This window comes from Variovorax sp. FW301-JW7 (assembly GCF_058788795.1).
Window position 1 is genome coordinate 172,165 of record NZ_JBYTBC010000004.1, and the last position, 26,943, is coordinate 199,107.

General features: G+C 67.0%; 30 protein-coding genes. 8 read left to right on the top strand and 22 right to left on the bottom strand.

What is annotated here, in order from left to right; all coding sequences use genetic code 11:
• Positions 1 to 148: 148 nt before the first annotated feature.
• The gene (locus tag AC3WQM_RS12660) at positions 149 to 1,075 is read right to left on the bottom strand and encodes an alpha/beta hydrolase (protein WP_492679120.1); all 927 of its coding nucleotides are present in this window, start codon (positions 1,073 to 1,075) and stop codon (positions 149 to 151) included.
• Positions 1,076 to 1,532: 457 nt separating this feature from the next.
• Between AC3WQM_RS12660 and AC3WQM_RS12665 the strand changes: the two genes are divergently transcribed.
• Positions 1,533 to 2,096, top strand: a complete 564-nt coding sequence (locus AC3WQM_RS12665; RefSeq protein ID WP_492679122.1) for a metal-independent carbonic anhydrase family protein — start codon at positions 1,533 to 1,535, stop codon at positions 2,094 to 2,096.
• 57 nt (positions 2,097 to 2,153) lie between these two features.
• On the opposite strand, the gene AC3WQM_RS12670 is transcribed toward AC3WQM_RS12665, so the two are convergent.
• From AC3WQM_RS12670 to AC3WQM_RS12760, 19 genes are all read right to left on the bottom strand, one after another.
• The gene (locus AC3WQM_RS12670; RefSeq protein WP_492679810.1) at positions 2,154 to 2,327 is read right to left on the bottom strand and encodes a hypothetical protein; all 174 of its coding nucleotides are present in this window, start codon (positions 2,325 to 2,327) and stop codon (positions 2,154 to 2,156) included.
• A 54-nt stretch (positions 2,328 to 2,381) separates the two neighbouring features.
• On the bottom strand, positions 2,382 to 2,891 hold the full coding sequence (locus AC3WQM_RS12675; protein WP_062471023.1) for a DUF1993 domain-containing protein: 510 nt from the start codon (positions 2,889 to 2,891) through the stop codon (positions 2,382 to 2,384).
• A gap of 285 nt (positions 2,892 to 3,176) precedes the next feature.
• Positions 3,177 to 3,692, bottom strand: a complete 516-nt coding sequence (locus AC3WQM_RS12680; RefSeq protein WP_492679124.1) for a hypothetical protein — start codon at positions 3,690 to 3,692, stop codon at positions 3,177 to 3,179.
• Positions 3,693 to 3,729: 37 nt separating this feature from the next.
• A complete protein-coding gene (locus AC3WQM_RS12685) occupies positions 3,730 to 4,044 on the bottom strand; it encodes a hypothetical protein (RefSeq protein ID WP_492679126.1) in 315 nt (104 codons plus the stop codon).
• Between the two features lie 134 nt (positions 4,045 to 4,178).
• Positions 4,179 to 4,562, bottom strand: coding sequence for a hypothetical protein (locus tag AC3WQM_RS12690; protein WP_492679128.1), 384 nt, complete (start codon positions 4,560 to 4,562; stop codon positions 4,179 to 4,181).
• A gap of 143 nt (positions 4,563 to 4,705) precedes the next feature.
• Positions 4,706 to 5,137, bottom strand: a complete 432-nt coding sequence (locus AC3WQM_RS12695; protein WP_492679130.1) for a hypothetical protein — start codon at positions 5,135 to 5,137, stop codon at positions 4,706 to 4,708.
• 345 nt (positions 5,138 to 5,482) lie between these two features.
• Positions 5,483 to 5,752 carry a hypothetical protein gene (locus tag AC3WQM_RS12700; protein ID WP_492679132.1) on the bottom strand — a complete coding sequence of 90 codons (270 nt, stop codon included), beginning with the start codon at positions 5,750 to 5,752 and terminating at the stop codon, positions 5,483 to 5,485.
• 428 nt (positions 5,753 to 6,180) lie between these two features.
• Complete coding sequence (locus AC3WQM_RS12705) at positions 6,181 to 7,152, bottom strand: NAD(P)H-dependent flavin oxidoreductase (RefSeq protein WP_139701437.1); 972 nt, start codon at positions 7,150 to 7,152, stop codon at positions 6,181 to 6,183.
• A 12-nt stretch (positions 7,153 to 7,164) separates the two neighbouring features.
• Positions 7,165 to 8,097 (bottom strand): electron transfer flavoprotein subunit alpha/FixB family protein, encoded by a 933-nt coding sequence (locus AC3WQM_RS12710; protein WP_492679134.1) that lies wholly within the window; start codon positions 8,095 to 8,097, stop codon positions 7,165 to 7,167.
• 13 nt (positions 8,098 to 8,110) lie between these two features.
• Positions 8,111 to 8,860, bottom strand: a complete 750-nt coding sequence (locus AC3WQM_RS12715) for an electron transfer flavoprotein subunit beta/FixA family protein (protein WP_307694090.1) — start codon at positions 8,858 to 8,860, stop codon at positions 8,111 to 8,113.
• A gap of 37 nt (positions 8,861 to 8,897) precedes the next feature.
• Positions 8,898 to 9,896: a Bug family tripartite tricarboxylate transporter substrate binding protein gene (locus AC3WQM_RS12720; protein WP_492679136.1), complete on the bottom strand. Its 999-nt coding sequence runs from the start codon at positions 9,894 to 9,896 to the stop codon at positions 8,898 to 8,900.
• 52 nt (positions 9,897 to 9,948) lie between these two features.
• Complete coding sequence (locus AC3WQM_RS12725; protein ID WP_492679138.1) at positions 9,949 to 11,904, bottom strand: acyl-CoA synthetase; 1,956 nt, start codon at positions 11,902 to 11,904, stop codon at positions 9,949 to 9,951.
• Positions 11,905 to 11,950: 46 nt separating this feature from the next.
• Positions 11,951 to 12,949, bottom strand: coding sequence for a Bug family tripartite tricarboxylate transporter substrate binding protein (locus AC3WQM_RS12730; protein WP_095743558.1), 999 nt, complete (start codon positions 12,947 to 12,949; stop codon positions 11,951 to 11,953).
• Positions 12,950 to 12,993: 44 nt separating this feature from the next.
• Positions 12,994 to 14,202, bottom strand: coding sequence for a CaiB/BaiF CoA transferase family protein (locus AC3WQM_RS12735; protein ID WP_492679140.1), 1,209 nt, complete (start codon positions 14,200 to 14,202; stop codon positions 12,994 to 12,996).
• 61 nt (positions 14,203 to 14,263) lie between these two features.
• Positions 14,264 to 15,079, bottom strand: coding sequence for an oxepin-CoA hydrolase, alternative type (locus AC3WQM_RS12740; RefSeq protein ID WP_492679142.1), 816 nt, complete (start codon positions 15,077 to 15,079; stop codon positions 14,264 to 14,266).
• On the bottom strand, positions 15,076 to 16,218 hold the full coding sequence (locus AC3WQM_RS12745; protein WP_492679144.1) for an acyl-CoA dehydrogenase family protein: 1,143 nt from the start codon (positions 16,216 to 16,218) through the stop codon (positions 15,076 to 15,078). Before AC3WQM_RS12745 ends, AC3WQM_RS12740 begins: the two co-directional genes overlap by 4 nt.
• 11 nt (positions 16,219 to 16,229) lie before the next feature.
• Positions 16,230 to 17,438: an acyl-CoA dehydrogenase family protein gene (locus tag AC3WQM_RS12750; RefSeq protein WP_492679146.1), complete on the bottom strand. Its 1,209-nt coding sequence runs from the start codon at positions 17,436 to 17,438 to the stop codon at positions 16,230 to 16,232.
• A gap of 18 nt (positions 17,439 to 17,456) precedes the next feature.
• The gene (locus tag AC3WQM_RS12755) at positions 17,457 to 18,647 is read right to left on the bottom strand and encodes an acetyl-CoA C-acyltransferase (RefSeq protein ID WP_062478557.1); all 1,191 of its coding nucleotides are present in this window, start codon (positions 18,645 to 18,647) and stop codon (positions 17,457 to 17,459) included.
• A 31-nt stretch (positions 18,648 to 18,678) separates the two neighbouring features.
• Positions 18,679 to 20,814 carry a 3-hydroxyacyl-CoA dehydrogenase NAD-binding domain-containing protein gene (locus tag AC3WQM_RS12760; protein ID WP_492679148.1) on the bottom strand — a complete coding sequence of 712 codons (2,136 nt, stop codon included), beginning with the start codon at positions 20,812 to 20,814 and terminating at the stop codon, positions 18,679 to 18,681.
• A gap of 155 nt (positions 20,815 to 20,969) precedes the next feature.
• Here AC3WQM_RS12760 and AC3WQM_RS12765 point away from each other — a divergent pair, with 155 nt between their 5' ends.
• On the top strand, positions 20,970 to 21,887 hold the full coding sequence (locus AC3WQM_RS12765) for a LysR family transcriptional regulator (protein ID WP_062478562.1): 918 nt from the start codon (positions 20,970 to 20,972) through the stop codon (positions 21,885 to 21,887).
• Here AC3WQM_RS12765 and AC3WQM_RS12770 read toward each other — a convergent pair.
• Both AC3WQM_RS12770 and AC3WQM_RS12775 read right to left on the bottom strand, forming a co-directional pair.
• Positions 21,872 to 22,114: a hypothetical protein gene (locus AC3WQM_RS12770; RefSeq protein WP_307582923.1), complete on the bottom strand. Its 243-nt coding sequence runs from the start codon at positions 22,112 to 22,114 to the stop codon at positions 21,872 to 21,874. The two genes, AC3WQM_RS12765 and AC3WQM_RS12770, sit on opposite strands and share 16 nt — an antisense overlap.
• A 47-nt stretch (positions 22,115 to 22,161) precedes the next feature.
• The gene (locus AC3WQM_RS12775; protein ID WP_062478568.1) at positions 22,162 to 22,500 is read right to left on the bottom strand and encodes a Rieske (2Fe-2S) protein; all 339 of its coding nucleotides are present in this window, start codon (positions 22,498 to 22,500) and stop codon (positions 22,162 to 22,164) included.
• 171 nt (positions 22,501 to 22,671) lie between these two features.
• Between AC3WQM_RS12775 and AC3WQM_RS12780 the strand changes: the two genes are divergently transcribed.
• The 6 genes from AC3WQM_RS12780 (at position 22,672) to AC3WQM_RS12805 (ending at position 26,920) form a co-directional block, all read left to right on the top strand.
• The gene (locus AC3WQM_RS12780) at positions 22,672 to 23,415 is read left to right on the top strand and encodes a peptidoglycan-binding protein (RefSeq protein WP_492679150.1); all 744 of its coding nucleotides are present in this window, start codon (positions 22,672 to 22,674) and stop codon (positions 23,413 to 23,415) included.
• Between the two features lie 147 nt (positions 23,416 to 23,562).
• Positions 23,563 to 23,772: a YgaP family membrane protein gene (locus tag AC3WQM_RS12785; RefSeq protein WP_492679152.1), complete on the top strand. Its 210-nt coding sequence runs from the start codon at positions 23,563 to 23,565 to the stop codon at positions 23,770 to 23,772.
• A gap of 3 nt (positions 23,773 to 23,775) precedes the next feature.
• Positions 23,776 to 24,297, top strand: a complete 522-nt coding sequence (locus AC3WQM_RS12790) for an RNA polymerase sigma factor (RefSeq protein ID WP_492679154.1) — start codon at positions 23,776 to 23,778, stop codon at positions 24,295 to 24,297.
• Positions 24,298 to 24,333: 36 nt separating this feature from the next.
• Positions 24,334 to 25,365 carry a dihydroorotase gene (gene pyrC / locus AC3WQM_RS12795; protein WP_062478580.1) on the top strand — a complete coding sequence of 344 codons (1,032 nt, stop codon included), beginning with the start codon at positions 24,334 to 24,336 and terminating at the stop codon, positions 25,363 to 25,365.
• Complete coding sequence (locus AC3WQM_RS12800; RefSeq protein ID WP_492679156.1) at positions 25,350 to 26,180, top strand: NYN domain-containing protein; 831 nt, start codon at positions 25,350 to 25,352, stop codon at positions 26,178 to 26,180. Before pyrC ends, AC3WQM_RS12800 begins: the two co-directional genes overlap by 16 nt.
• Positions 26,156 to 26,920: a DUF3025 domain-containing protein gene (locus AC3WQM_RS12805; RefSeq protein WP_492679158.1), complete on the top strand. Its 765-nt coding sequence runs from the start codon at positions 26,156 to 26,158 to the stop codon at positions 26,918 to 26,920. The genes AC3WQM_RS12800 and AC3WQM_RS12805 overlap by 25 nt, the downstream gene beginning before the upstream one ends.
• The last annotated feature ends 23 nt before the right edge of the window (positions 26,921 to 26,943 follow it).

Genomic DNA, 26,943 nt, shown 5'->3' on the forward strand with positions numbered 1-26,943 from the left:
CGGCACGACCCTTTCAGAGACGGACATCGCACGATGGCGCGGTATTTGGCTGGCATGCCGACGTGCGAGGCGAGCTCGCCGATGGCAAAGTTCTCGCCCAGAATTCATGTCAAGTGATCGCCCGGCTGCATCGTCTCGCTGTGATTTGTCAGTGCGCCGAGAGCAGATACTTCAGGCCCTGCGTAAAGCCACGCGGCGCGACGGTGAGATGGTCCTCGTCGTTCAGGACCGCTGACTTCAGCTTCAAGCTTGGGTACTTTCTGCTCTGTAGCGCCGTCTCCAGCGCCTGGTTGTCGGCAACCATGTCTACCGTCTGGTTGTAGCGCCGAACACCTTTGCGCAGCGCCTCATAGGCGCCGACATAGAGATAGACATTCGCCTTCAGGTCCCGATTCTGTTTGGCGTAGCTCGCTTCGAGCTTCAAGGCATGTCGCTTGTCGTACCAGAGAGATGGGCTGCCGAGGATATAGCCGTTGAACAAGCCGGGCTCGGTGAAAAGGATCTGCATCCCAAGCAGGGCGCCGTAGGAGTGACCGAGAAAGATTGCTCTGGCCGGGGCGGCCCGGTAGCGAGCGGCGATGAACGGCTTGACCTGGTTGCGCAGATATTCTTGATAGGCGCGCGCCTGACCGTGGACCGCATTGGCAGGCGCGGTGCTGGGGCCGTTCGGTGTCGGTGTGTAGTCGCGCTGGCGGCTGACCGCGCCGTCCTCGCCCTTTGCGTAAGACAGACCGACGAGGATGAATTCCTCGATCTGAGGCCCTTCAACGTTCAGGCGGCGCCCCAATTGCCGGACGATCGGGAAAGCGTAGTCGGCGTCAGTCACATACAGCACGGGGTAGCGCTGCCGCGGCTGCTTCGCATAGGACGGCGGCAAAGCAATGAAGACTTGGTAGCCGCGGCCTGAAACCGGATCGGGCACGTCCCATACCTCGCTGTCGACAATCTCGTAAGGCCGCCCCTCGCCGGGCTGCACCTTGGGCGTCGTTTGGGCCTGGGCGCGTGCCGGATCGCCAGAGATGCCGAAGCTGGCGATGAGGGCAACCAGCAAGGCATTCAGAAAACGTTGTTGCATGTGATGAGGTCTTCGCAGATCGGGGGAAATTCTGGTGCAGACCGAGAGGATGGCTTTCGTTCGACACCTGTCCCATGTTGAGTGTCTGCTTGTGACCGAATCGTTCCGGCGCAAAAAACGGACGGTTGTTGGCCCCTGGTGACCTTAGGGTGTTCGCGAACTGGGCGGCGTGAGCCAAGGTCCGGTTCTGGCCGATAGCACTCATTCGCGCGAGGCCAGAAGATGTCGGCAACTGCTGCATCGCCGTCCTTCGTGTGCGCCCGCTTCAGACTGTTGCGAGACAGGCCCGCACGCCTGGCTATCTCGCAAATGCACAACCATTCATTTCATTTGCATCTTTTACTCAGAGCAAATCAGCCGGCGCATCATGCCTTGTGCATGTCGTACTGATGCACTTTGGGTCTCGGCTCGACCCCCCGGCCGCTCCGGTATCCAACTACTTCAATTGGAGACCCAAATGAAAAAATTCATTCCCAACGCCATCGCCAGCCTCCTGATCGCAGGGGCAATCTTGCCGGTCGCCGCCAAGGAGAAAGTCGTCGACCGGAGCATCACGGAAGCGGAAGTCCTGGGGGCCCAGCAGGCCTGGTGCAAGGCGCTGGTCGACATCAGCGCTGCGAATTCCAGCGGAGGGCAGCCGGCCGCCAGGGCGCTGGCCGAGAAGGTCATCGACAGCGCCTACGCCTACCAGTTGGGTGCAGTGCTGTTCAAGCCGACGCTCACGACATCGCCGCAGACCTTCCGCACCGCTCGCGAGGGCGCGCTGGCGTACTTCGTGGGCGGCAACCCTGCCTTTCCCAACGACACCGGCTTCGCCCTGAAGGGCTGGACGAAATGCGAGATTGCCAACAGTGCCTTGTTCATCCACGGCGACGTGGCCAGCACGCTGGGCAACGTGCTGTTCACTGACCCGGACGGCAAGGTCACCACGGTCGACAAGACCTGGACTTTCGTGAAGGACGGTGCCGGCAAGCTGCGCATCGTCGTGCATCACTCGTCGCTGCCGTACGCTGGCCGTTGAACACCGCGTTCGAGTGCTGGCAGGCCCAGGCTCTGGTGCGGCGCCTTCAAGGGGCCTTCATCGGGTGATGAAGGCCCCTCGGAAGACCGTCGTTGGTGGCTCAAAGGCGCGAATCGGTGGCAGCACGCCGTCGTAGCGCTCGACCTGCACCGTAGTGAGTTGCCCCGCGCAACCCTGCGCCAGTGATGAGGTGCCGATGTCGCGCGTCAACACATTGGGCTTGCCGTGCACGCTTGCACTTCGAGCGGCAGTGGCCAGAGTGGCCGAACGCCTGTCCGTCTTGGGTCAGTAGGCACCCATGTAGTCGCGCTTGCCGATCTCCATACCGTTGTGGCGCAAGATGGCATAGGTGGTGGTCACGTGGAAGAAAAACTGCGGCAGTCCATAGTGCAGAAGGTATGCGCTTGCGGTCAGCTTCTTTTCCTTGGGGGTGCCGGGGCGCAACACGATCTCGCGGCTCTCGCTTGAATCAAATTGCTCGGGCTTGAAGGAGCCGATATGGGCCAAAGCTTTGGCGATCAACGCTTGCAGGTCGGCGAAGCTGACCTCGGTGTCGGGCCAGGACGGCACCTCGGCACCCGCCAGGCGGGAGGCAATGCCCTTGGAGAAGTCTGCGGCGATCTGTACCTGACGTACCAGCGGAAACATGTCGGGGAACAGCCGCGCCTGCAGCAGCGCATTGGGATCGATATTTTTCTGCGTCGCCTGGTCTTCGGCCTTCTTGAGCACGTCGGACAGGGCGCGCAGCATCTGCTGCATGACGGGAACGGAGGCGTTGTACAGCGGGCTGGTCATGGTGAGTTCACTTCTAAAAAATTGGGCGCGATGGCCGGAGTTGGCGTGGCAGAGGCCCTGCCTACCATGCAAGGCTAACAGCACAGGGTGAACTGAATCGCCCCGGCTTTTGTGGCCAGCTTTTCTTCCCGCTGGTAGTCGGAGCAGCCGCGTTGAAGGGCAGTTCACTGGCAGGAAGCGGACGTCAATTGCAGACGCACGACAGACCGCGATCGCTGCAAAGCAGTCGGTCGACCTCTCGCATCGAAGGACCGCATCGGGCCCTAAGCCGACTTCTAAATTTCTCTAAAGCAGTCGTTCTTTCCAATCGCGCAGAAGCTCCGCGTCGATGCGAAGCATCTCCAAGCCACCCCCATTAGGGTTGCTCACGCGCCACCAAGAACCGTCAGGTTCCTCGTAGTAGCCCATCAGGTGCTCGCCGTCTCGCTGACCAAGGTAAGGCGAGGGATGGCGCGCGGAAACTTGAAACGAGTCAATCTGTCGCATGCGATGACGAATCAGCCACTGCACTCTGTAGTAATCGAGGATGCTTCTCTCGTCAGGCGACGGCGGTCGCTGCGGCTCCTCTAGCTGAGCGTGACGCTCTACAACAGACGGCGGGAGGGTTCCATCATCGACATAGGCAAAGAACCCTGCCCAATCTCGCGACTCTCGCCATGAAGTCTGATAGACCCGTCGTTCATCCGCTGAACGTGCTTGATACCAAACGGTCCAGCGTTGCATATACGACTCACCGTGGCCCATTCGCCAGCCGGCGCTGCCCATCGGAATGTCGGGAAACTCAACCCAAGGTGGATTCATGGCGCGCAATGAAGGTCTGGTTGTGGCCGAAAGCGATTCATTCGGTTTGCCAGTCTTTCTCGCTGGTTTTTACCCAGATCAGACCGCCCAACACAGTTCCAATCGGAAAGCCGATGAGGAGCAAGGTGCCCAATACCCGCGACAGGGTTTTCCCCCAACCAGACCCAGCCTTCGCGCCTTGTGCCGCCCAAAGATGAAGACCAATGGGAATAGCGGCAATAAATCCCAATGTCCAAAGACCGGCCAGGCTAGCCGTTGACCTGCTCACCACCGCGTAGACGATGAAAAGAAAGACGGCCAGATAGAAAGCTGCGATTCCTCGGTGCAAGCGCACCAACGATGTGTTCCGCATACGTGTCCTCGCCCCGATCAAGCTGTAACTGGAATGTAGCAGACAGCTTGTGAGCTGCGGAGCCGAGCGTCGGCTCGTGGCCGGTGTGGTCGCTGGGATTCTCCATAGCAGTCACTAAATAAAGGGGAGCCGATCTATTCCCGAGACTGGTTAACGTGCTCGCACGCGGGTACAGCCCCTGCCTTTGGGCTTGTCTTGCAAAACGTCGCAAAGGCGCGCTGCGAGTCACTTTTCGCCTGTGCTCGCACCCTTTGAGCTTCCTCGACTCTTGCATTCATTTGATGCTTTTCCACGTTGTCCCAAACGAAAAGTACAACGGGCGCTGCAAGGTAAAGAGTCAACGTCAACTTCAGCTTGCCAGTCGGGCGTCTGAAGGCAACGACAAACAGGAAGATGAGGCCAATGAGATACGAACCAACGATACCTATGGCGCCGACAAGATCGAAATAGACGGGGCCCGCCGCCAGCGCTGTGATCGGTGCGGCCAGGAGTACTAAGGCAGGAGATGCGAGCTTCATCAGAGATTGTTCATAAGCAGCCAATGACCGGTCCTGGCCGACTGTAGTCAAGGCGGAAGCGAGGTGCTGCTGGAGGAAAACTGGAGAGGCGTGACGAACTTCCGTTATTGGCCGAACGCGGTCGGACCGGTCTGAACCACGGCCTAACGCGGAGGACGCCGATACAGCACGTGCTGATACCAGACCTTGGACAACCAGGCAGCGGCCGCCGCCAACAGGAACAGGACGATACCCAATATGAGGAAAAGACCGCCGTCTTCACCACCATCACCCACTGCGCTCACCTGCATCCGGTAAACCCCGAAAGCGCACATCAAGAATGCTATGGCGAAGAGGAATTTTGTTCTCCACCCCGCAATTCTTGTTTGTCGCGAGATTTGCGCTTGTCGATACGACTCTTCCGCGGCAACTTCGGTCTCCCGAACCGCACGATGACCTTCTAAATCGCCTATCCCTCGGTGAGCAAGTTCCACGGTAAGTGCTTCGCGCGCCTCGGGGACCAGTTCGCGAGTTGTGGCGAGCTCTATGAGCTCATCATCGTGCAACTGCTGATAGTGCGATCGGAACTGAGACATCGATGTGACTAGTGAAGACGGTGCTTCCGATTCTCTGCTCATCTATCGTGAGTGCGCACGCGCTAACGATGTAGGCGGAGTGGAAACGGAAGACTGACGCGACCGTCTGCTAGTGGCCGATAGTACCCATTCGCGCGAGGCCGAGGGATGTCGGCAACCGCTGCAAAGCGGCTGCTCGCATGGTCTGCCGACGATCAGCATGGAGCGCATGGCTGCCACCGAGGCCTGCACCACAAGCACCTCAACCGAACCGGATTCCCTCCATCACAAGGGCTTCAGCCGTCGCACCCCGAAGAACCTGTTCACCAGGGCGGGCCGCGAAACACGCAGCCCGCAGACCAGCCGCTAACCGCCGGTCTCAAGCGCTGCGCGTCGCGCCTTCTCGCTCAGTTGAAACAGCTCTCCAGCCTTGCGAGCGAGATCAGCCGCAAGCCACAGCAGGTTGTCCAGTTGTCGAGGCCCGTCACCGCTGCACCAGTCGATGTCTTCCCCGTGGCAGACCCACAGGAGCGCTTCGAGTTGAGAGAGGGTGTTTTCGAGAAGATCCGCCGGGTCTTGGGCGTTGTCTTCGGAAGCTACCGGCGTAGTTGGCCGGGCTATAGTCTTGGTAGCCATTTATGTGCGCTCCTTAGAGGTGATTGCACGTTTTTGGTTAGACGGCTGGGGTGCTAGTAACACCTCGGCCGTCGCCTTTTGATACCTCGCATCTGCATCGCTGCTTTCGCACCGACGACCTGCCGCGAGGCAAGCAGCCTTCAAACATCTCAGTAGGGGGTGGGGTGTGGCGCCTTTCTTCTTCCCTTGGTGGGGTGTCGAGTGACAGGGGCATTCACTCTAGAGAAGAACCCGGCGAAGTGGCCGGTTCATGCGGCACGAAGTCTCGGCGAGCGCCAACAAATGCAGCTTCCGCAGCGGCGCTTGACGCTCACGCTGGCGGGGTGCCTTGGGCAGCGAAATAAAGGGGGGAGCCCGAAGGCCGGGGGACATTCGCGGAGCAAGGTACTCCGTCGGCGTGAACGCCCCCCGAAGGCGAGTGGAAAGACTCAGTCCATCCAGGACCGCGCCCGGTCCAGATGCTCACGGCACTCGCGCACCATGCGTTCCAGCAGCTCGGCGCAGGTCGGGATGTCGTCGATCAGCCCGATGCACTGGCCGGCCGAGACCACGCCGTTGTGCACCTCGCCCGACTCCAGCGCCGCACGGCCGCGTGCACCGGCCACCAGCGGGCGGATGTCCTCGAACTCGCAGCCGCCCGGACGGCGTTCGGTGGCCACCACTTCTTCGGAGATCGCGTTGCGGAACACGCGCGCCGTGTTGTGCAGCGTGCGGAACATCAGCTTGGTGTCGCGCTCGGTCGCGGCGACCAGTGCCTGCTTGATGTTGTCGTGGATCGGCGCTTCCTGGGTCACGCAGAAGCGCGTGCCCATGTTGATGCCCTCGGCGCCCAGCGCCAGCGCGGCGGCCATGCCGCGGCCGTCGGCGATGCCGCCCGAGGCGATGATCGGAATGCGCAGCTTGCGCGCCGCCACCGGCAGCAGCACGAGGCCGGGCACGTCGTCTTCGCCGGGGTGGCCGGCGCATTCGAAGCCGTCCACCGACACCGCGTCGACGCCGTTGCGCTCGGCCGAGAGCGCGTGGCGCACCGAGGTGCACTTGTGGACGATCTTCACGTCGTGGCGCTTCAGGGCCTCGATGAAGTCCTTCGGGCTGTTGCCGGCGGTCTCCACGATCTTCACGCCGCTGTCGATGATGGCCTGCACGTACTCGGCGTACGGCGGCGGCTTCACCGCCGGCAGGATGGTGAGGTTCACGCCGAAGGGCTTGTCGGTCATCGTGCGCGTGCGCGCGATTTCGTTGCGCAGGTCGTCGGGCGTGGGCTGCGTGAGCGCCGTGAGAATGCCCAGGCCGCCGGCGTTCGACACGGCCGCGGCCAGCTCGGCGCGGCCCACCCATTGCATGCCGCCCTGGATGATGGGGTAGCGGATGCCGAGCAGTTCGGTGATGCGGGTCTTCATCGTCGCAGCCGCTTACAGCGTCGTCACGAGTTCCGGCACGGCCGTGAACAGGTCGGCCACGAGGCCGTAGTCGGCCACCGAGAAGATCGGCGCCTCTTCGTCCTTGTTGATCGCGACGATGACCTTCGAGTCCTTCATGCCGGCCAGATGCTGGATGGCACCCGAGATGCCCGCGGCGATGTACAGCTGCGGCGCGACGATCTTGCCGGTCTGGCCCACTTGCCAGTCGTTCGGGGCGTAGCCTGCGTCCACTGCGGCGCGGCTGGCACCCAGGCCGGCGTTGAGCTTGTCGGCCAGCGGCGTCATCACTTCATTGAACTTCTCGGCGCTGCCCAGCGCGCGACCACCGGAGACGATGATCTTGGCGGCGGTCAGTTCGGGGCGGTCGCTCTTGGTGACTTCACGGCCGACGAAGCTGCTCTTGCCGCTGTCGGCCACGCCTTCAGCGGTTTCAACGGTGGCGCTGCCACCGGTGGCGGCTGCGGCGTCGAAGCCGGTCGTGCGCACGGTGATCACCTTGGTGGCGTCGGTGCTCTGCACGGTGGCGATGGCGTTGCCGGCGTAGATCGGACGCTCGAAGGTGTCGGGGCTGTCGACCTTCGTGATGTCGCTGATCTGCGCGACGTCCAGCTTGGCGGCCACGCGCGGTGCGACGTTCTTGCCGTTGGCGGTCGAGGGGAACAGGATGTGGCTGTAGTTGCCGGCGATCGCCAGCACTTGGGCTGCGACGTTCTCGGCGAGGTTTTCTGCCAGCGATGAGCTGTCGGCGGCGATCACCTTGGACACGCCGGCGATCTGTGCAGCGGCCTTGGCGGCTTCAGCGGCGTTGGCACCGGCCACGAGGATGTGGACGTCGCCACCGCAAGCCAGGGCTGCGGTCACGGTGTTGAGGGTGGCCGGCTTGATGCTGGCGTGGTCGTGTTCGGCAATGACGAGTGCGGTCATGTTCGTTTCTTCCTCAGATCACTTTGGCTTCGTTCTTGAGCTTGTCCACCAGGGTGGCAACGTCGGGCACCTTGATGCCGGCGCCACGCTTCGGGGGCTCGCTGACCTTGAGGGTCTTCAGGCGGGGCTTCACGTCCACACCCAGGTCTTCCGGCTTGAAGGTGTCCAGCTGCTTCTTCTTGGCCTTCATGATGTTGGGCAGTGTCACATAGCGCGGCTCGTTCAGGCGCAGGTCGGTCGTGATGACCGCGGGCAGCGTGAGCGTCAGTGTTTCCATGCCGCCGTCGACTTCGCGTGCGACGGTGACCTTGTCGGCTGCGAGGTCGACCTTCGAGGCGAAGGTGGCTTGGGGCAGGTCGGCCAGCGCAGCCAGCATCTGGCCGGTCTGGTTGGCGTCGTCATCGATGGCTTGCTTGCCGAGGATGATGAGAGACGGTTGTTCCTTGTCGACCAGTGCCTTCAGCAGCTTGGCAACCGCGAGAGGTTGCAGCTCTTCAGCGGTCTCGACCAGGATGCCGCGGTCGGCGCCGATGGCCATCGCGGTGCGCAGGGTTTCCTGGCACTTGGCATCGCCGCAGGAGACGGCGATGACTTCGGTCACGATGCCCTTTTCCTTCAGCCGCACCGCTTCTTCGACAGCGATCTCGTCGAAGGGGTTCATGCTCATCTTGACGTTCGCAATGTCCACCCCGGTGCCGTCGCTCTTGACGCGCACCTTCACGTTGTAATCGACGACCCGTTTGACAGGCACCAGAACTTTCATGGCTGTTCCTCTTGAATGACAAAAATGGGAAATGGGGTTACTCGAGCTTGGCGCCCGACTGCTTGATCAGGCGTTCCCACACGGGACGCTCCTGCTTCCAGGCTGCTGCAAAGAGCTCGGGCGAGCTGTCCTTGATCTCGAAGCCCATGGCCGCCACGCGCTCGCGCACGTCGGGCTGCTGCGTGGCCTTGCGCACTTCGTCGGCGATGCGGTCGACGATGGCCTTGGGCGTCTTGGCGGGCGCGGCGATGGCGAGCCAGCCGGTCACGCGGTAGGCCTCGTCCTTCAGGCCTTGCTCGGCCAGCGTGGGCACGTTGGGCAGCGTGCTCATGCGGCGCTCGCCGGTCACGCCGATGGCCTTGAGCTTGCCCGCGTCGATGTGCGGCTTGGCCGCGAGGGCGCTGGCGTAGGCCATCTGGATCTGGCCACCGATCAGGTCTTGCACCATCGGTGCCTCGCCCTTGTAGGCGACGTGGTTCATGTCGGCCTGCTGCGTGAGGCTCATGTGCGCGCCGGCCAGGTGCGGGTAGGCTCCCACGCCGTACGAGCCGTAGGCGACCTTGCCCTTGTTCGCGGCCACGTACTTCAGCAGCTCGGGGCCGGTCTTGGCGGGCACGCTGGGGTGCACCACGAGCACCAGCGGCGCCATCGCGATCTGGTAGACCAGCGTGAGGTCGCGCTGCGTGTCGTAGGGCAGCTTCTCGTAGAGGAACTCGTTGGTCATGAGCGAGTTGCTCAGCGACAGCACGATGGTGTAGCCGTCGGGCGCGGCCTTGGCGACCGCGTCGGTGCCGATGATGCCGGCCGCGCCGGGCTTGTTGTCGACCACGAGGGGCTGGCCCATGCTGGCCGACATCTTCTGGCCCAGCACGCGTGCCAGCACGTCGGTCGCGCCGCCGGCCTGGAAGGGCACGACGAGGCGGATCGGCTTGTTCGGGTAGGGCGCCTGCGCATGCGCGGGGGCCAGCGCGAACAGCGCGGCGGTCGATGCTGCCGCGCACAGCAGGGCGCGGCGGGTCGAGGGTTGATGGGTCATGGTTTGTCTCCCGTTCGGTTTCAGAAAATCGTTGTGAAGAAGCAGATCAAGATCACTTCAGCGCGATGCGCGTCTTGAAGGGCAGGGGCTCCAGGGCCTTCTGCAGCCGCTCCTGCAATGCTGCGGCCTGCGCGCCCGTTACTGCGGCGTCGATCTGCACGTGCACGAGGCTTTCGCCTTCGGCGCTCACCGCAGGCCGTGCCGCATCGCTCAGGCCGAGTGCCGTGCAGACCTCGGCGACCGTGGCCGTCACCACCTGCCGCGCGGCCATGGCGCGCAGCTCGGGCTTGTAGATCTTGCCGACGTTGGTCATTGGCATCGTCGCGATCACCGACACCCACTTGGGGCGCGCGGGCGCTTCGTCGACGCGCGAAGAAGTGAAGGCCAGCAGTTCCTCTTCGGTGGCCGAGGCGCCGGGCACCAGCGTCGCGAAGATCACGGGCAGCTCGCCCGCGTAGGCATCGGGGGCGCCGACGGCGGCGCACAGCTGCACGGCGGGGTGCGCGCCCAATGCGTCTTCGATGGTCTTGGGGTCGATGTTGTGGCCGCTGCGGATGATCAGGTCCTTCGAGCGGCCCGTGAGGTGCAGCCGCTCCTCGGCGTCCATCCAGCCCAGGTCGCCGGTCGCGAGCCAGCCGTCGGCGGTGAAGGCCTTGGCGTTGTCGGCCGGATCGACGAAACCCGAGAACACGTTGGGCGACTTGAACAGCACCATGCCGGTCTCGCCCTGCGCCACCTCGCGGTCGCTGGCGTTGCCGTTCTCGTCGAGCGCCACGATGCGCACCTGTGCATACGGCAAGCGAAAGCCGACGCAGCCCGCGGGCCCGTTCACGCCGGGCGGCGTGATGGTCGAGATGCCGGCCATCTCGGTCATGCCCAGGCTCTCGTGCACATGCAGGCCGAACAGGCGCTCGAAGCGCGCGGCCAGCTCGGGCGCGAGCACGGCGGCGCCGGTGCGGCAGTAGGTGATGGAGGAGATGTCGGCGCCGTCCAGCGGCACGTTGGCCAGCGCGGCGAGCACCGTGGGCACGGCCGACAGCGAGGTCGGGCGGTACTTCTCGACCAGCTTCCAGTAGTTGGCCAGCACCTCCTTGTTGCGCAGCAGCGAGGGCGTCGGAATGATCACCTCCACGCCCGCCGACAGCGACGAGAGCGAGGCCGGCAGCACGCCCGCCACATGGAACAGCGGGTAGCCGTTGATCGAGATGCCCTGTTCGTTCATGCCCGCCAGCTGCACGCTGGCCCAGGCGGTGAACACCTGTGCGCCGTGGCTGTGGCGCGCGAGCTTGGGCGCGCCGGTGGTGCCGCCGGTGTGGAAGTAGGCGGCGATGTCGGTGGGCGCGATGTCGCGGCCGCTCACGAGACGGTCGCTCGGTTGCGCGGCGCGCAGCACGTCGAACTCGGCCACGCCTTCGGGCAACGCACCCGCAGAACCCGGTGCTTCGTCGTGCGGCGCCACGCGCAGCACGGTGGTGAGCGTGGGCACCTGGCCGCGCAGGCGCATCGCCTTCGACCACATGCCCGATTCGGCGTCGGAGCCGTAGGCGATGAGCACCTTGGCGCGGCCCGCGGTCATGAGCGCGACCAGCTTCTCGTCGGTGAGCAGCGGGTTCAGCGGCTGCACGATGCCGGCTGCTTCGCCACCCCACAGCGCGAGGTGGTACTCGAGGCAACCGGGCAGCAGCACCGCGACCGCATCGTCCGGCCCCACGCCCAGCGTGTGCAGCAGGTTGGCCGTCTGGTGGATGCCCGCGAGCAGCTGCGCATATGACCAGCGGATGGGTTCATCCGCCGGGTTGCCGCTGCGCAGGAAGGTGAGCGCGGTCTTGTCGCCGAAGGCCGCGCCGGAATTGCGAAAGAGCTCGTAGGTGCTGCGCACCGTGAGCGCTTCGTCGAGCGGCGTTTCTTCCAGCCGCCGGATGTCGGCGAGACCGCGCACCGGGAACAGGGGGCGGAACGGCGCGCTGGCCGTTCCCGTGGGGTTGTTCTTGTCGTTGCCTGTTGTCATGTTGTCTCCTTGAGGGGTCTTGCCGGCTGCGGACGGAGGCCGTGTCTTACTGGTTCGTGATCTTGTTGTCGCGAATGACCTTGCCCCAGCGCTCGAAGTCCTGGCGCATGCGCGTGGCGGTCTGTTCCGGCGTGCCGTAGGCCGCGAAGGAGCCCACGCTCTGCAGCTTCTCGCCGACTTCCTTGTCGGCCAGCGCCTTCTTCAGCTCGGCGCTCATGCGGTCGACCACGGCCTGCGGCGTGCCGGCCGGGGCCAGCAGACCGCCCCACGAGGTGGCGTCGAAACCGGGAAAGCCTTGCTCGGCCACGGTCTTCACGTCGGGCAGCAGGCTCACGCGCTTGCCGGAGCCCACGGCGATGGGGCGCAGCGTGCCGGCGCGGATGTGCGGGATCACGGCCACGAGGTCGGAGAACATCGCGGGCACCTGGCCGCCGATGAGGTCGGTCACGGCCGGGGCGCTGCCGCGGTAGGGCACGTGCTGCATCTCGAACTTGCCGATGTTCTTCAGCTGCTCGGTCGTCAGGTGGCCGAAGCTGCCGGCGCCTGCGGTCGTGTAGTTGAGCTTGCCGCCGTCGGCCTTGGCCTTGGCGATCAGGTCCTGCAGGCCGTTCACGCCGGGCAGCACCTTCGGGTTCACCACCATCACGATCGGCAGGTCGTACACGGTGCCCACGGGCGTGAAGTTCTTGAAGATGTCGTAGGGCACGGTGCCGTACAGGTGCGAGGCCAGCAGCGTCGGCGTGGCCAGCATCACGAAGGTGTAGCCGTCGGGTGCGGCCTTGGCGGCAAAGGCCGCGCCGATGGTGCCCGAGGCGCCGCTGCGGTTGTCGACCAGGATGTTCTGCTTGAGCGACAGCGACATCTTCTGCGCCACGATGCGCGAAGCCACGTCGGTCGGGCCGCCGGGCGGGAAGGGCACGACCAGCGTGATGGGCTTGGTCGGCCAGGCCTGGGCGAAGGCGCTGCCGGCCAGCAGGGGAAGGGCCAGCGCGAGCAGGGCGCGGCGCACGGGGTTGCGGGGGGTACGGAGGAACGGGAAGGCCATGGATTTCTCTTCAGGGATGCGGGCGTTGTCTTCGCGTGGTGCGATCAGACGACGCCATTCGTTTTCAGCGCTGCCAGCTTTTCATCCGACAGGCCGAGCAGGGACTTCAGCACGTCGTGCGTGCCTTCACCCAAAGTGGGCGGCGCGCTGCGCACGGGCAGGCGCTCGCCATCGAAACGGTAGGGCGGCGCCAGCACGTTGACTTCGCCGGCCACCGGGTGCGGCTGCTTGGTCACCAGGCCGGCGTCGGTGGCGCGCTTGGAGTTCAGCGCCTCCAGCAGGCCCAGTACTTCGCCGCAGGGGATGCCCGAGGCGTTGAGTTTCTCGAGCAGCGCGGCGCGCGGGCGCTTCGCGAGTTCGGCGGTCAGCTCGGGCAGCAGCGCCGCGCGGTTGGCCGAGCGCAGGATGTTGGTCTTGAAGCGCTCGTCGGCCGCGAGGTCGGGGCGCTCGATCACTTCGGTGCAGAAGCGCGAGAACTGCGCGTTGTTGCCCACGGTGATCACCAGCGGGCCGTCGGCCGCGTCGAACACGCCGTAGGGCACGATCGACGGGTGCGAGTTGCCGTAACGCGGCGGGTCTTCGCCCATCAGCAGCGCTTCGAGGCCGTAGTAGGCGGTGATCATCAGGCCGCAGTCGAACAGCGCCATCTCGATGTGGCGGCCCGTGCCGGTCTTCTCGCGCTGGTAGAGCGCGGCCAGCACGGCCTGCGCCGAGTACATGCCGGTGAACAGGTCGACGGCGGCCACGCCGAACTTCAGCGGCGGCTGGTTGGCTTCGCCGTTCAGCGCCATCAGGCCGGCCTCGCCCTGCACCACGAGGTCGTAGCCGGGGCGCGCGGCCTCGGGGCCGGTGCGGTCGTAGCCCGAGATCGAGCAGTAGATGAGGCCCGGGTTCTCCTTGCGCAGCTGTTCGTAGCCCAGGCCCAGCTTGTCGATGCCGCCGAACTTGAAGTTCTGGATCACCACGTCGCACTGCTTGGCCAGGTCGCGTGCGATCTGCTGGCCTTCGGGCGTCTGCAGGTCGAGCGTGACCGAGCGCTTGTTGCGGTTCACGCTGTTGAAGTAGGCGGTCTCGGTCTTGCCCACGCGCAGGCCCCAGTCGCGCGTGTCGTCGCCGCGGCCCGGGTGCTCGACCTTGATCACCTCGGCGCCCATGTCGGCCAGCACCATGCCGCACCACGGGCCGGCAAGGATGCGGGACAGATCGAGGACGCGCACGCCGGCGAGCGGCAGCGAGGAATTCAGCGAGGGCATGGGAACAACTCCAGGAAAACGAAAGACCCCCGCATCTGCACGCGGGGGAGGGCGCGTGGCGTCAGGACGCGTCGGGTGGGGGTGCGTGGCGCAACGCGACGAAGTCGGCCTTGCGCTTGCCGAGGAAGGCGCCGATGCCTTCGGCGGCTTCGGCATCGGCCTGCGACGCCACCATGTAGACCGCTTCGGCCTCGAGTTGTTCCTCGAGCGTCGCACGATGGGCCTGGCGGCACAGCGTCTTGATGCGTGCGCTCGCGCGCTGTGGGCCGTTGGCGACCTTGGCCGCGAGTGCGATGGCCTCGGCCAGCGCGCCGCCCTTGTCGGTCAGGCGGTTCACCGCGCCCATCGCGTGCAGGCGCTCGGCCGTGAGGCGGTCGCCGGTGAGGCACAGCTCGGTGAGCAGCTGGCGCGAGACGAACTCCGCGAGGAAGGCCGTGGCGCCGCCGTCGGGCGTGAGGCCGACCTTGACGTAGGCCACCGTGTAGAACGCATCGCGCGCCGACACCACCATGTCGCAGGCCAGCGCCATCGACAGGCCCGCGCCGGCCGCGCCGCCTTCCACGGCCGCGATCACGGGCTTGCCGCAGTCGCGGAGCGCGCGGATCAGGTCGTGCAGGCCTTCGAGCTTCTCGCGGCGTTCGGCCTCGGGCAGTTCGCGGCGCTTGGCCAGCAGGTTCAGGTCGCCGCCCGAGCAGAAGAAGTCGCCCGCGCCGGTGAAGACGATGGCGCCCACTTCGGGGTCGTTCTGCGCGTCGGTGAGCGCGGCGGAGAGTTCGGCGTACAGCGTCGGCGTGATCGCGTTGCGCGCGGCCGGGTTGCTGTTGGTCAGGATGCGGACCGCGCCTTCCTGCGAGATGAGGACGGTCTTGTCCGTCATGCCGCGACCTCTTTGCCCAGAGCGATGTAGCGCTGCAGGTGGTGGTCTTCGTCGCCGAGCTGGTGGTCGATCATCACGAGGCGCTTGGCGTAGTGGGGCAGCGGCAGCTCCCAGGTCATGCCGATGCCGCCGTGCATCTGGATGCTCTCTTCGGCCACCAGCGCGCCGATGCGGCCGATGCTGAACTTGGCGGCCGACAGCGCGCGCTCGCGCGCCACGCGGTCGCTGCCGTCGATGGCGGCTGCGGCGTTGATCACGGCCGAGCGGGCCTGCTCGATCTCCAGCAGCAGGTCGGCCATGCGGTGCTGCAGGGCCTGGAAGCTGCCGATGAGGATGCCGAACTGCTTGCGCGTGCGCAGGTACTCGAGCGTGGCGGTCTTGGCGGCTTCCATCGCGCCCAGGGCTTCGGCGCACAGCGCGAGCACGCCGCGGCCGATGGCGCGCTCCAGCGTGGCGGCGCCCTGGCCTTCGGCGCCCAGCAGCGCGTCGGCGCCGAGCGTCACGCCGTCGAGCGTGAGTTCGGCCACGCGGCCCCCGTCGATCGCGGGGCAGCCGCGCACGGTGAGGCCGGCGGTCTTGGCGGGCACGAGGAAGAGCGAGATGCCGGCTTCGTCGTCCACATTGCCCGAGGTGCGGGCGGAGACGAGGAACAGGTCGGCCTGCTCGCCTTGCGGCACCACGGCCTTGGCGCCCTTGAGCACCCAGCCGTCGCCGCTGCGTTCGGCCTTCGTGGCCACGCGCGTGCGTTCGTAGTGTGTATCGGCCTCGTCGTGCGCAAAGGCCGCCACGGTCGCGCCGTTGACGATGTCGCCGATCTTTTCTTTCTGCGCGTCGCTGCCGGCGGCGCTGATTGCCTCGCCGACCATCACGGCGCCCAGCAGCGGCTCGACCACGAGGCCGCGGCCCAGTGCTTCGAAGACCACGGCGATGTCGAAGCCGCTGCCGCCGAAGCCGCCGTCGGCCTCGCTGAACAGCGCGCCGATCACGCCGAGCTCGGCGAAGTTCTGGAAGATTTCCTTGCTGAAGCCGTGCGCTGACTTTGCGATGCGGTCGCGTGCATCGAAGGCGTACTTCTCGGCGATGAAGCGGTTCAGGCTGTCGGCGAGCATGCGCCGGTCTTCGGTGTGTTCGAAGTTCATTGCGTCTCTCCTTACAGGCCCAGGATCATCTTGCTGATGATGTTCTTCTGGATTTCATTGGAGCCGCCGAAGATCGACAGCTTGCGGTTGTTGAAGTAGCGCGCGGCTGCGGCCGACGCGTAGGCGGGGCCGAAGGTCTCGCCGTCGAAGCCGTCGTGCAGCGCTTCCTCGACGAAGGGCCGTCCGTATACGCCCATGGCGCGGCGCGCGAGCGACGAAATCTCCTGGCGGATTTCCGTGCCGCGAATCTTCAGCATCGAGCTTTCCGCGCCGGGCACGCCGCCGCCGGCCACCGCCGCGATCACGCGCAGGTTGGTGGTCTTCATGTTCTCCAGGTCGATCTCGACGCGCGCCAGGCGCGCGGCAAAGGCCGGGTCGTCCGCGAGCGGCTTGCCGTTCTTGGTCTGCGATGCGGCGATGCCCTTGAGCTGTTCGAGCGCGGCCACCGAGAAGCCCACGCCCGCGATGTTGGTGCGTTCGTAGGTCAGCAGGTACTTGGCGCAGGTCCAGCCCTTGTTCTCTTCGCCCACGAGGTTCTCGGCGGGCACGCGCACGTCGGAGAAGAACACCTCGTTGACTTCATGCTCGCCGTCCAGCGTGATGATCGGGCGCACTTCCACGCCGGGCGAGGTCATGTCGACCAAGAGGAAGCTGATGCCTTCCTGCTTCTTCGCCTCGCGGTTGGTGCGCACCAGGCAGAAGATCATGTTGGCGTGCTGGCCCAGCGTGGTCCAGGTCTTCTGGCCGTTGACGATGTAGTGGTCGCCCTGCGCGTCGATGCCGCGCACGGCCGTGGTCTTCACCGCGGCCAGATCGGAGCCCGCGCCGGGTTCCGAATAGCCCTGGCACCACCAGTCGGCGCCATCGAGGATGCGCGGCAGCCAGCGCTGCTTCTGCGCTTCGTTGCCGTACTTGATGAGCACCGGCCCCAGCATGTTCACGCCGAAGGGCACGATGCGCGGCGCGAAGGCCAGGGCGCATTCGTTCTCGAAGATGAACTTCTCGACCGCCGTCCAGCCGGGTCCGCCGTACTGCTCGGGCCAGTGGTTGGCGAGCCAGCCGCGCGCGTTCAGGATGGCGTGCCATTCCTGCATGTCGGCCTTTTCCAGGATCTTGCCGCCGCGCACCTTGTCGGACAGCCGCGCGGGCAGCTTGTCAGCCAGGAAGGTGCGCACTTCGCTGCGGAAGGCTTCTTCTTCGGTCGTGAAGTTCAGGTCCATCGCGGACTCCTCAATGAATCAATAAATTTCGAACAGGCCCGCCGCGCCCATGCCGCCGGCGATGCACATCGTGACCACGGCGTACTTGGCGCCGCGGCGCTTGCCTTCGAGCAGCACGTGGCCCGTGAGGCGCGCGCCGGTCATGCCGAAGGGGTGGCCGATGGAGATCGCGCCGCCGTTCACGTTCAGGCGTTCCGAGGGAATGCCCAGCTTCTCCTGGCAGTAGATCGACTGCGAGGCGAAGGCTTCGTTGAGTTCCCACAGGTCGATGTCCTGCACCTTCAGGCCGTGGCGCGCGAGCAGCTTGGGCACGGCGAAGACCGGGCCGATGCCCATCTCGTCGGGTTCGCAGCCGGCCAGCGCCAGGCCGCGGAACGCGCCCAGCGGCTTCAGGTTGGCGCGCTCGGCGTCCTTGGCTTCCATCATCACGCAGGCCGAAGCGCCGTCGGACAGCTGCGAGGCGTTGCCGGCGGTGATGAACTTGTCGTCGCCCATCACGGGCTTGAGCTTGGCCAGCGCCTCGTAGGTGGTGCCGCGGCGGTTGCAGTTGTCTTCCGTGGCGGTGACTTCGCGGTGCGTGACTTCCTTGGTCTCCTTGTCGGTCACGGCCATCGTGGTGGTGCAGGCCACGATCTCGTCCTTGTAGCGGCCGGCCAGTTGCGCTTCTTCGGTCTTGCGCTGGCTCTCGGCGGAGAAGCGGTCTTGGGCTTCGCGGCTGATGTTGTAGCGCTTGGCGACGATGTCGGCGGTGTCGATCATCGCCATGTAGAGCTCGGGCTTGTGCTCGACGATCCACGGGTCCAGGCTGAGGTCGCCACCGTCGCCGGGGCTGCGGCCGCGAATCTGCGAGATGCTTTCCACGCCGCCCGCGATCATGGCCGGCGCGCCGTCCACCACGATGCGGCCGGCGGCCATGGCGATGGCCTGCAGGCCCGAGGCGCAGAAGCGGTTCACGGTGGTGCCGGCGATGCTGATGGGCAGGCCCGAGCGGATGATCGACTGGCGCGCGATGTTGCGGCCGGTGGTGCCTTCGGGGTAGCCGCAGCCGAGGATGGCGTCCTCGATCAGGGCCGGGTCCAGGCCCGAGCGCTCGACCGCGGCCTTCACCGCGAACGAGGCCAGCGTGGCGCCGGAGGTGATGTTGAATTCGCCGCGGTGCGCCTTGGTGAGCGGGGTGCGGGCGGTAGAAACGATGACGGCTTCACGCATGGGTTGTCTCCTGGACGGTGGGCTCTAACGGTTACTCGGATTGATTCAGGCTGGCGAAATCGGCGCCGCGTTCGACCAGTTCCACGAGCAGCGGCGACGGCTTCCAGAAAATCGGGTCGGCCTTGGCGAACTCGCGGATGTCGGCGAGCACCTTGGGCAGGCCCACGGTGTCGGCGTACTTCATGGGGCCGCCGCGGTGGCGCGGGAAGCCGTAGCCGTAGAGGAAGGTCACGTCCACGTCGAGCGGGCGCAGCGCGATGCGCTGCAGCACGACGTTGGCGCCTTCGTTGACCATGGCGGCCATGTAGCGGCGCATGATTTCTTCTTCGGTGAATTTGCGCGGCGTGATGCCGGCGCGCACGCGCTCGGCGTCGATGATGGCCAGCACCTCGGGGTCGGGCACGCCGGTGCGCGCGCCTTCGGGGTACAGGTAGTAGCCGCGCTGCGTCTTCTGGCCGAACCAGCCGCGCTCGCATATGCGGTCGGCCACCTGCACGTAGCGCGCCTGCGGGTCGCGCGTGGCGGCCTTGCGCTTGCGCGTGGCCCAGCCGATGTCGCCGCCGGCCAGGTCGGACACCTGGAACGGGCCCATCGGGTAGCCGAAGTTGCGCACGGCCGCGTCGATGTCGTAGGGCGAGGCGCCGTCTTCCATCATGTGGTCGGCGGCCTGGCGGTACACGGCCAGGATGCGGTTGCCGATGAAGCCGTCGCACACGCCGGCGCGCACGGGCACCTTCTTGAGCTTCTTGGCAAGCTCGAAGCCGGTGGCGACCACGTCGGCGCTCACCTTGGCGGGCACCACGATCTCCAGCAGCTTCATGATGTTGGCGGGCGAGAAGAAGTGCAGGCCCACCACGTCCTGCGGGCGCGAGATGCTGGCGGCGATCTCGTCGATGTCCAGGTACGAGGTGTTGGTGGCGAGCACGGCGCCCTTCTTGCACACGCGGTCGAGTTCGGCGAACACGGCCTTCTTGACGCCCATCTCTTCGAACACGGCCTCGACCACGATGTCGACATTCGCGAACGCGTCGTAGCTGGTCGAGCCCGAGAAGCGCGCCATCACGGCGGCCTTGGCCTCTTGTGTCATGCGGCCCTTGGCGATGAGGCCGTCGTACACCTTCTCGACGTGGGCACGGCCGCGCGCCAGGCTGGGCTCGTCGCGCTCGACCATGGTCACGGGCAGGCCCGCGTCGAGCATGGCCACGGCGATGCCCGCGCCCATGGTGCCGCCGCCGACGATGCCGGCCGAAGTGAGCGCGCGCGGGCTGGCCGAGCGGGTCTCGGGCGCCTTCAGCACTTCGCGTTCGGCGAAGAAGGCGTGGATCAGGCCGGCGCGCTGCGGGCTGTCGATGCACTGCAGGAACAGCTTGCGCTCCAGTGCCATGCCTTCGTCGAAGGGCAGCGTGAGCGCGCCTTCGACCGCTTCGACGATCTTCATCGGCGAGAACAGGCCGCGGCTCTTTTTGGCGGTGTCGGCGCGCGCGGCCTCGAGGGCGGCACGGGCGGCGTCCTTGTCGGCCAGGCCGGCGGCTTCGCGCGTGCGGCGCACGGGGGCGTTGGCAGCGACCAGTTCCTGCGCGTAGGCGAGGCCTTCGGCGCGTGCGTCGGCGTCGGTGCCGAGGCGGTCGACGAGGCCGAGCGACAGCGCTTCCTTGGCGCCCGCATGGCGGCCGCTGAGCATCAGTTCGAGCGCGGGCTTCACGCCGATCAGGCGCGGCGTGCGCTGCGTGCCGCCCGAGCCGGGCAGCAGGCCCAGCGCCACTTCGGGCAGGCCCAGCTTGGCGGTGGGCGCGGCGAGGCGGTAGTGCGCCGACAGGGCAATCTCCAGCCCGCCGCCGAGCGCGGCGCCGTGGATGGCGGCGACCACCGGCTTGGTGCAGTTCTCGATCTTCAGGCAGACCTCGGGCAGCGAGGGCGGCTGCGGCGCCTGGCCGAACTCGCGGATGTCCGCGCCGGCGATGAAGTTGCGGCCCGCGCCGACGATCAGCACCGCCTTGGCGCCGCTGTCGGCCTCGGCCGCGTCGATGGCGGCGGCCAGGCCGCGGCGCACGTCCACGCCCAGGGCGTTGACGGGCGGGTTGTCGATGGTCACCACGCACACGTCGCCTTGACGCTGGAAGGTGACGGGACCGTTGGACGTGGAAGGGCTGGGAGTGGGGGTGGCCATGTGCGTGTCGCTTGTCTCTTGCTTGCGTGGCAGGCCCTCGTGAAGCCGAGGGGTCCGGGGCTCTGGGGAGCCCTGCATTCTTGGCCGGCATCGCTGCTTTGACAATTGCATAGGCGGTTGACAGACTGTCAAAGAATTTTTGACACAATCCGCCCATGGACCTGCAATCGCTCACCCTGCTGGTAGAAATCCTTGACGCGGGCAACCTGAGCGCGGCGGCGCGCCGGCTCAAGATGACCCGCGCCAACGTCAGCTACCACCTGAACCAGCTGGAGCGCTCGGTGGGCGCGCAGCTGATCCGGCGCACCACCCGGCGCGCCGAGCCCACCGAGATCGGCCTGCGGCTGTACCAGCACGGCGTGGCCATCCAGGGCGAGCTGCTGGCGGCGCGCGAGTCGGTCACCGCGCTGGGCGAGGGCCTGCAGGGCCGCGTGCGCCTGAGCGTGCCCAGCGGCTACGGCCAGCTCGTGATGGCCGACTGGCTCATCGACTTCAAGCGCCAGTACCCCGGCATCGTGCTCGACGTGGTGTTCGAGAACCGCATCGAAGACCTGCTGCGCGACGAGGTCGACATCGCCATCCGCGTGATCCCCGAGCCGCCGCAGAACCTGGTGGCGCGCGAGATGGGCCCGGTGCGCTACGTGGCTTGCGCCACGCGCGCGTACGCCGAGCGCCACCCGCTGCCCGTGCAGCTGGACGCGCTGCGCGCCACGCCGGTGGTCACGGCCGCCGTCATCGGGCGGCAGCTGCGCATCTCGGCCTACCAGGGCGAGACGCGGCGCGAGGTGATCCTGGAGCCGACGCTGATCTCGGAAAACTTTCTGTTCCTGCGCCAGGCCATCCTCGCGGGCCTGGGCGTGGGCCTCGTGCCCGACTACGTGGTGCAGGAAGACGTGCGCCGCGGCGACGTGGTGACCACGCTGGACGACTGGCGCCTGTCGATCTTCGGCACCCAGATGTTCATGCTCTACATGCCGAACCGCCAGCACACGCGGGCGATCCGGACGTTCATCGATTTCATCCTGGCGCGGGTGCGGCCGGAAGAAGCCGAAGAAGCTCAGTCGCAGCGGTAGACGACTTCCCCCGCCGGCACGCCTTCTGCCGGCACCTCCGACAGCGTGCTGCTTAAAAAGCGCATCGGCGCGCCGAAGTTGCGGCAGTAGTTCTCGGCGTCCTGCGCGGTGGGCGACTTGAACACGCCGTCGGCCAGGAAGGTGACGCGCGGCGCGGGCCGCGAGACGCAGCCCGCGCCGATGAGCAGGGCCGGAACGAGGACGGAGAAAGCAGCGAATCGGCGCATGGGGCAGGGCGGAGAGAAGAGGTCGCGACTGTAGCCGCTCGACGGCCTCAGTCGGCCAGCCACACGCTGCCGTCCGCCGCCTCGCGCAACGCCAGCGGCGTGAGGCGCGCGCCGCGGCAGGGGCCGCCCACGCAGCGCCCGGTGTCGGGCTCGAAGATCGCGCCGTGCCGCGCGCACATCAGGTAACGCCCGGAGCTTTCGAGGATCTGCCCTTCGAAATCGAGCGGGCCGCCCGCGTGCGGGCACTGGTTCAGGTAGCCGTGCACGGCGCCCTGCCAGCGCACCGCGAAGGCCGGCGCGCCGCCGGGTGCGGTGAACAGGGCCGCGAGGCCGCCGTCGGCGAGTTCGGTGGCGATGGGGTGGGCGGTCGGGGCGGGCGCGGTCATGGGGAGCGAGCCTACCAAGGTCAAGGTCCATCGCTCGGGGGCGAACCCCTGTGTCATCACATGTTCTGGCTATGTCCTCCGACCAATAGACGCAGGGGCGCGCCGTTTTCACAATGCATCCGCTCGCTTTCATTCGTCCGTGCATCCTTGTGTCAAGGGGGATTCCCACCGATGAGCACGCTGAAACAGGGCTGGCGCGGGGCCGATGTCCGTCGCCTGCAGGAGGCCCTGAACCGCAAGCTGCAACCCAGCCCCGCCCTCGTACCCGATGGCGACTACGGCCCCGTCACCCGGGCGGCCGTGCTGCGCTTGCAGGCCGCGCACTGGCTGTGCGAGGACGGCGAGGCCGGCCCCTGCACCCGCAACGTGGCCTTCGACAACGAAACCCACGCGCCGCTGCTGCACCCCGTGGCGCTGATCCCGCAGCCTGCGCCCGCGCTGTGCTGGGCCGCGGCCACCGCGATGCTCACGCGCGCCACCGTGCAGACCGTGCTGGCGCGCACGCCCTGCGAGCTGATGGGCGCCGACGGCGCCTTGCGCCGCTGCGTGGACAGCGACCGCCATGCGCAGGGCAGACACGATGACGACGACGACAACCGCCGCTTCGCCGCCGCGCACGGCCTCACGCTGCGGCCCCACGGCCCGTGGACCGTCGCCGCGCTGCGCACCGCGCTGCACGCGGGGCCGCTGATGTTCGACCTGCGCTGGGGCGCCAAGGGCGGCGCGCCTGTCGGCCAGCCGGGCCACATGGTCGTGCTCGTGGGCATCCGCGGCGACAACGACCCCGGCGGGGGCGGCACCACGCTGCGCCTGTTCGACCCCTGGCCGCCGGGCCGGGGCGCGCGCAGCTCGACCAGCCACGTGCGCTGGATGCAGGCCGTGGCCGACCGCATCTGCGGGGTGTTCCAGCGGTAGCTGTGCCTCGTGCGGGTGGGCATTGCCGCGACGGCATGAAAAAATCCTGACTTTCCGCGAACCGCTTCGGCGGGGGGCCGCCTCTTTCCATGCGGGAGGGCGTTCTGTTCCCCCGCACTCACACGTCACGGATCGAAGGAAACCACCATGCTCTACGTCAAGAATGTTCCCGGCTGGGAACGCGCCCTGCGCATCGCCCTGGGCCTCATCGGCCTCGCCTTCGCCGCCCTGAACTGGCCGGCGGACGCCATGGTCGTCGCGGTCGGCCTCATGGGCGCGATGCTGGCCCTCACCGGACTCGTCGGCTTCTGCCCGATGTGCGCGATGGTCGGGCGCAAGCTCGACAAGGGCCGCTGACCCATGGCCCCCGCAGCGATCGACCGCACCTGCCTGATCCTGGCTGCGCAGACCGGCGACCCTGTCGCCATCGAGGGCCTGCTCGCCGCCTGCCAGACCGACGCGCGCCGCTACGCCCGCCGGCACTGCCAGGCCAGCGACGTGGACGACGCGGTGCAGGAATCGCTGCTCGTGGTCGCGCGCCGGGTGCGCGGGCTGCAGGCGGCTGCGGCGTTCTCGTCGTGGCTGTTCACCGTCATCCGGCGCGAATGCATGCGCCTGCAGCGCGCGATGTTCCGCCACGACCCGCTCGACGAAGACACCGTCGAGCGCCAGCTCGCGGCCCGCAGCGACCACGCGCTGCGCATCGACCTGGCCAACGCGCTCGAATCGCTGCCGGCGCACTACCGCGAGGTCGTGCTGCTGCGCGACTTCGAGGAACTCACCATCGCCGAGATCGCCGAGCGCCTGGGCGAGCCGGCGGGCGCCGTGAAGAGCCGGCTGCACCGAGCGCGATTGCTGGTGCGCGAGTACCTGCTGGGGTAGGGGCCGTCGCGGGGGCGATGCGACAATCCTCCCGCCATGACAGACACCCTCACGATCACCCGCCCAGACGACTGGCACCTGCACGTGCGCGATGGCGCCGCCCTCGAAGCCGTCGTGCCCCACAGCGCCCGCCAGTTCGGCCGCGCGCTGATCATGCCGAACCTGCGTCCGCCCGTGACCACCGCCGCCCAGGCCGTGGCCTACCGCGACCGCATCCGCGCCGCCGTGCCCGCGGGCACGTCCTTCGAGCCCGTGATGTCGCTCTACCTGACCGACAAGCTGCCGCCCGAAGAAATCGCGCTGGCCGCCGAAGCCGGCGTGCGCGCGCTCAAGCTCTACCCGGCTGGCGCCACCACCAACAGCGATGCCGGCGTGACCGACATCCGCAAGACCTACAAGACGCTCGAGGCCATGCAGAAGCACGGCCTGCTGCTGCTGGTGCACGGCGAGGTGACCGACCCGGCCATCGACCTGTTCGACCGCGAAGCCGTGTTCGTCGACCGCGTGATGATTCCGCTGCGCCGCGACTTCCCCGAACTCAAGGTGGTGTTCGAGCACCTCACGACCAAGGAAGGCGCCCACTACGTGCGCGACGCCGACCGCTTCACGGCCGCCACCATCACGGCGCACCACCTGCTGTACAACCGCAACGCCATCTTCACCGGCGGCATCCGCCCGCACTACTACTGCCTGCCCGTGCTCAAGCGCGAGACGCACCGCGTCGCGCTCGTCGAAGCGGCCACCAGCGGCAGCGACCGCTTCTTCCTGGGCACCGACAGCGCGCCGCACCCCGCGCACCTGAAGGAACATGCACTGGGCTGCGCCGGCTGCTACACCGCGCTCACCGCCATCGAGCTGTACGCCGAGGCCTTCGACAGCGTGAACGCGCTCGACAAGCTCGAAGGTTTCGCCAGCTTCCACGGCCCCGACTTCTACGACCTGCCGCGCCACACCGACACCATCACGCTGAAGCGCGAAACCTGGACCCTGCCCGAGACCGTGCCCTACGGCGAAGCCACGCTCAAGCCGCTGCGCGGCGGCGAGACCGTGCAATGGAAGCTCGCATGACGGCGCCGGTGCCCCTGTCGTCGCTGCGCGTGATGCTGCTGATCGACGCCGACAACGTCTCGGCCGACGTGATCGAGCAGGCCGTGCAGCGCACGATGGAGGACTTCGGCGCCATCCACGTGCGCCGCGCCTACTGCAACGCCGAGATGGCCGTGAACCGCCAGGCGCTGTTCAAGCGGCTGTCGGTGCGGCCCATGGTGAACCTGTCGGCGGGCAAGAACAGCACCGACATCGCGCTGGCCGTCGACGCCATCGACCTCGTGATCGCCGAGCGCCCCGACGTGGTCGTGCTGGTGTCGTCCGACTCCGACTTCGCGCCGCTCGTGATCCGCCTGCGCGAAAAGGGCTGCCGCGTCTGCGGCATCGGCCAGCAGGGCAAGACCGGCGAAGAGACCGTCGGCATCTACGACAGCTTCATCGACCTCGCGCACCACGGCATCCAGCCGGCCGTGCGCACCGCGCCGGCCAAGAAGGTGGCGGCTGCGAAGAAGACGCCGGCCGCGAAGACCGCCCCCGCGAAGAAGGCGGCGACCAAGACCGCGCGCAAGACGGCGGCAAAGACCGCCAAGCCGGTGGCACCGCCACCGCCGCAGCAGCCTGAAATCTCCGAAGCCGCCGAGTTCATCCTGCAGGCCGTGCCCGCGCTGCGCCGCGGCACCGACGTGCCGCTCAACGACGTGGCCAAGGCCCTGCGCACCGCCGGCCTGCTCAGCAAGAGCGGCAGCTCGCTCAAGCTGTTCGACAAGCTCACGGGCGAGTTCGCGGTGATGCAGCATCCCGACCGCATCCGATGGACGGGGGCGTCCGCGCCTTGAGCCCGGGCCTGCCGGCGGTCGCGGCCATCGATTGGGCCGCACCCTGGCTGGCGCCCTACCGTGATCCCGGCGAAGCCGTGGCGCGGGCCGTTGCACACAGCGGCACCGTCGCCGCTGCGCTGCAGGCTGCCAAGCCACCCGCCGTGCCCGACTTCGTCACGCAGGACGCGCTGCCCGAAGGCCAGGCCTACGAGGCCCACATCTTCCGCACGCGCACCGTGCCCACGCGCGACAACCTGCACGACTTTTTCAACGGCCTCGTCTGGCTGGCTTTCCCTGAAACCAAGCGCCGGCTCAACGAACTGCAGGCCGCCGAGATCGCACGCGCCGGCGTCGGCGCCACGCGTGGACCGCTGCGCGATGCGCTCACGCTGTTCGACGAGAACGGTGCGGTGCTCGATGCGCCGCCTGCGCTGTGGGAGGCGCTGGTGGCGCGCGACTGGCAGGCGTTGTTCGTCACGCAGCGCGCGCTCTGGGCCCAGGCCCGGTTGCGCGTGTTCGGCCATGCGCTGCTCGAAAAGCTGGTGGTGCCGCGCAAGGCCGCGACCGCGCATGTGCTGTTGCTGCCTGCAGCCGAAGGCCCGCTCGGCGATGCGGCTTTGGCGCGCTGCCTCACGCCCGAATACATGGCACGCAAGCCCTTCGCACCGCTGCCGGTGCTCGGCGTTCCGGGGTGGTGCGGCGCCAACGAAACACCCGATTACTACGACGATCCGAAGGTCTTCCGGCCCCGTTCGTAGAACTTTTACTCCTATCATTGCTC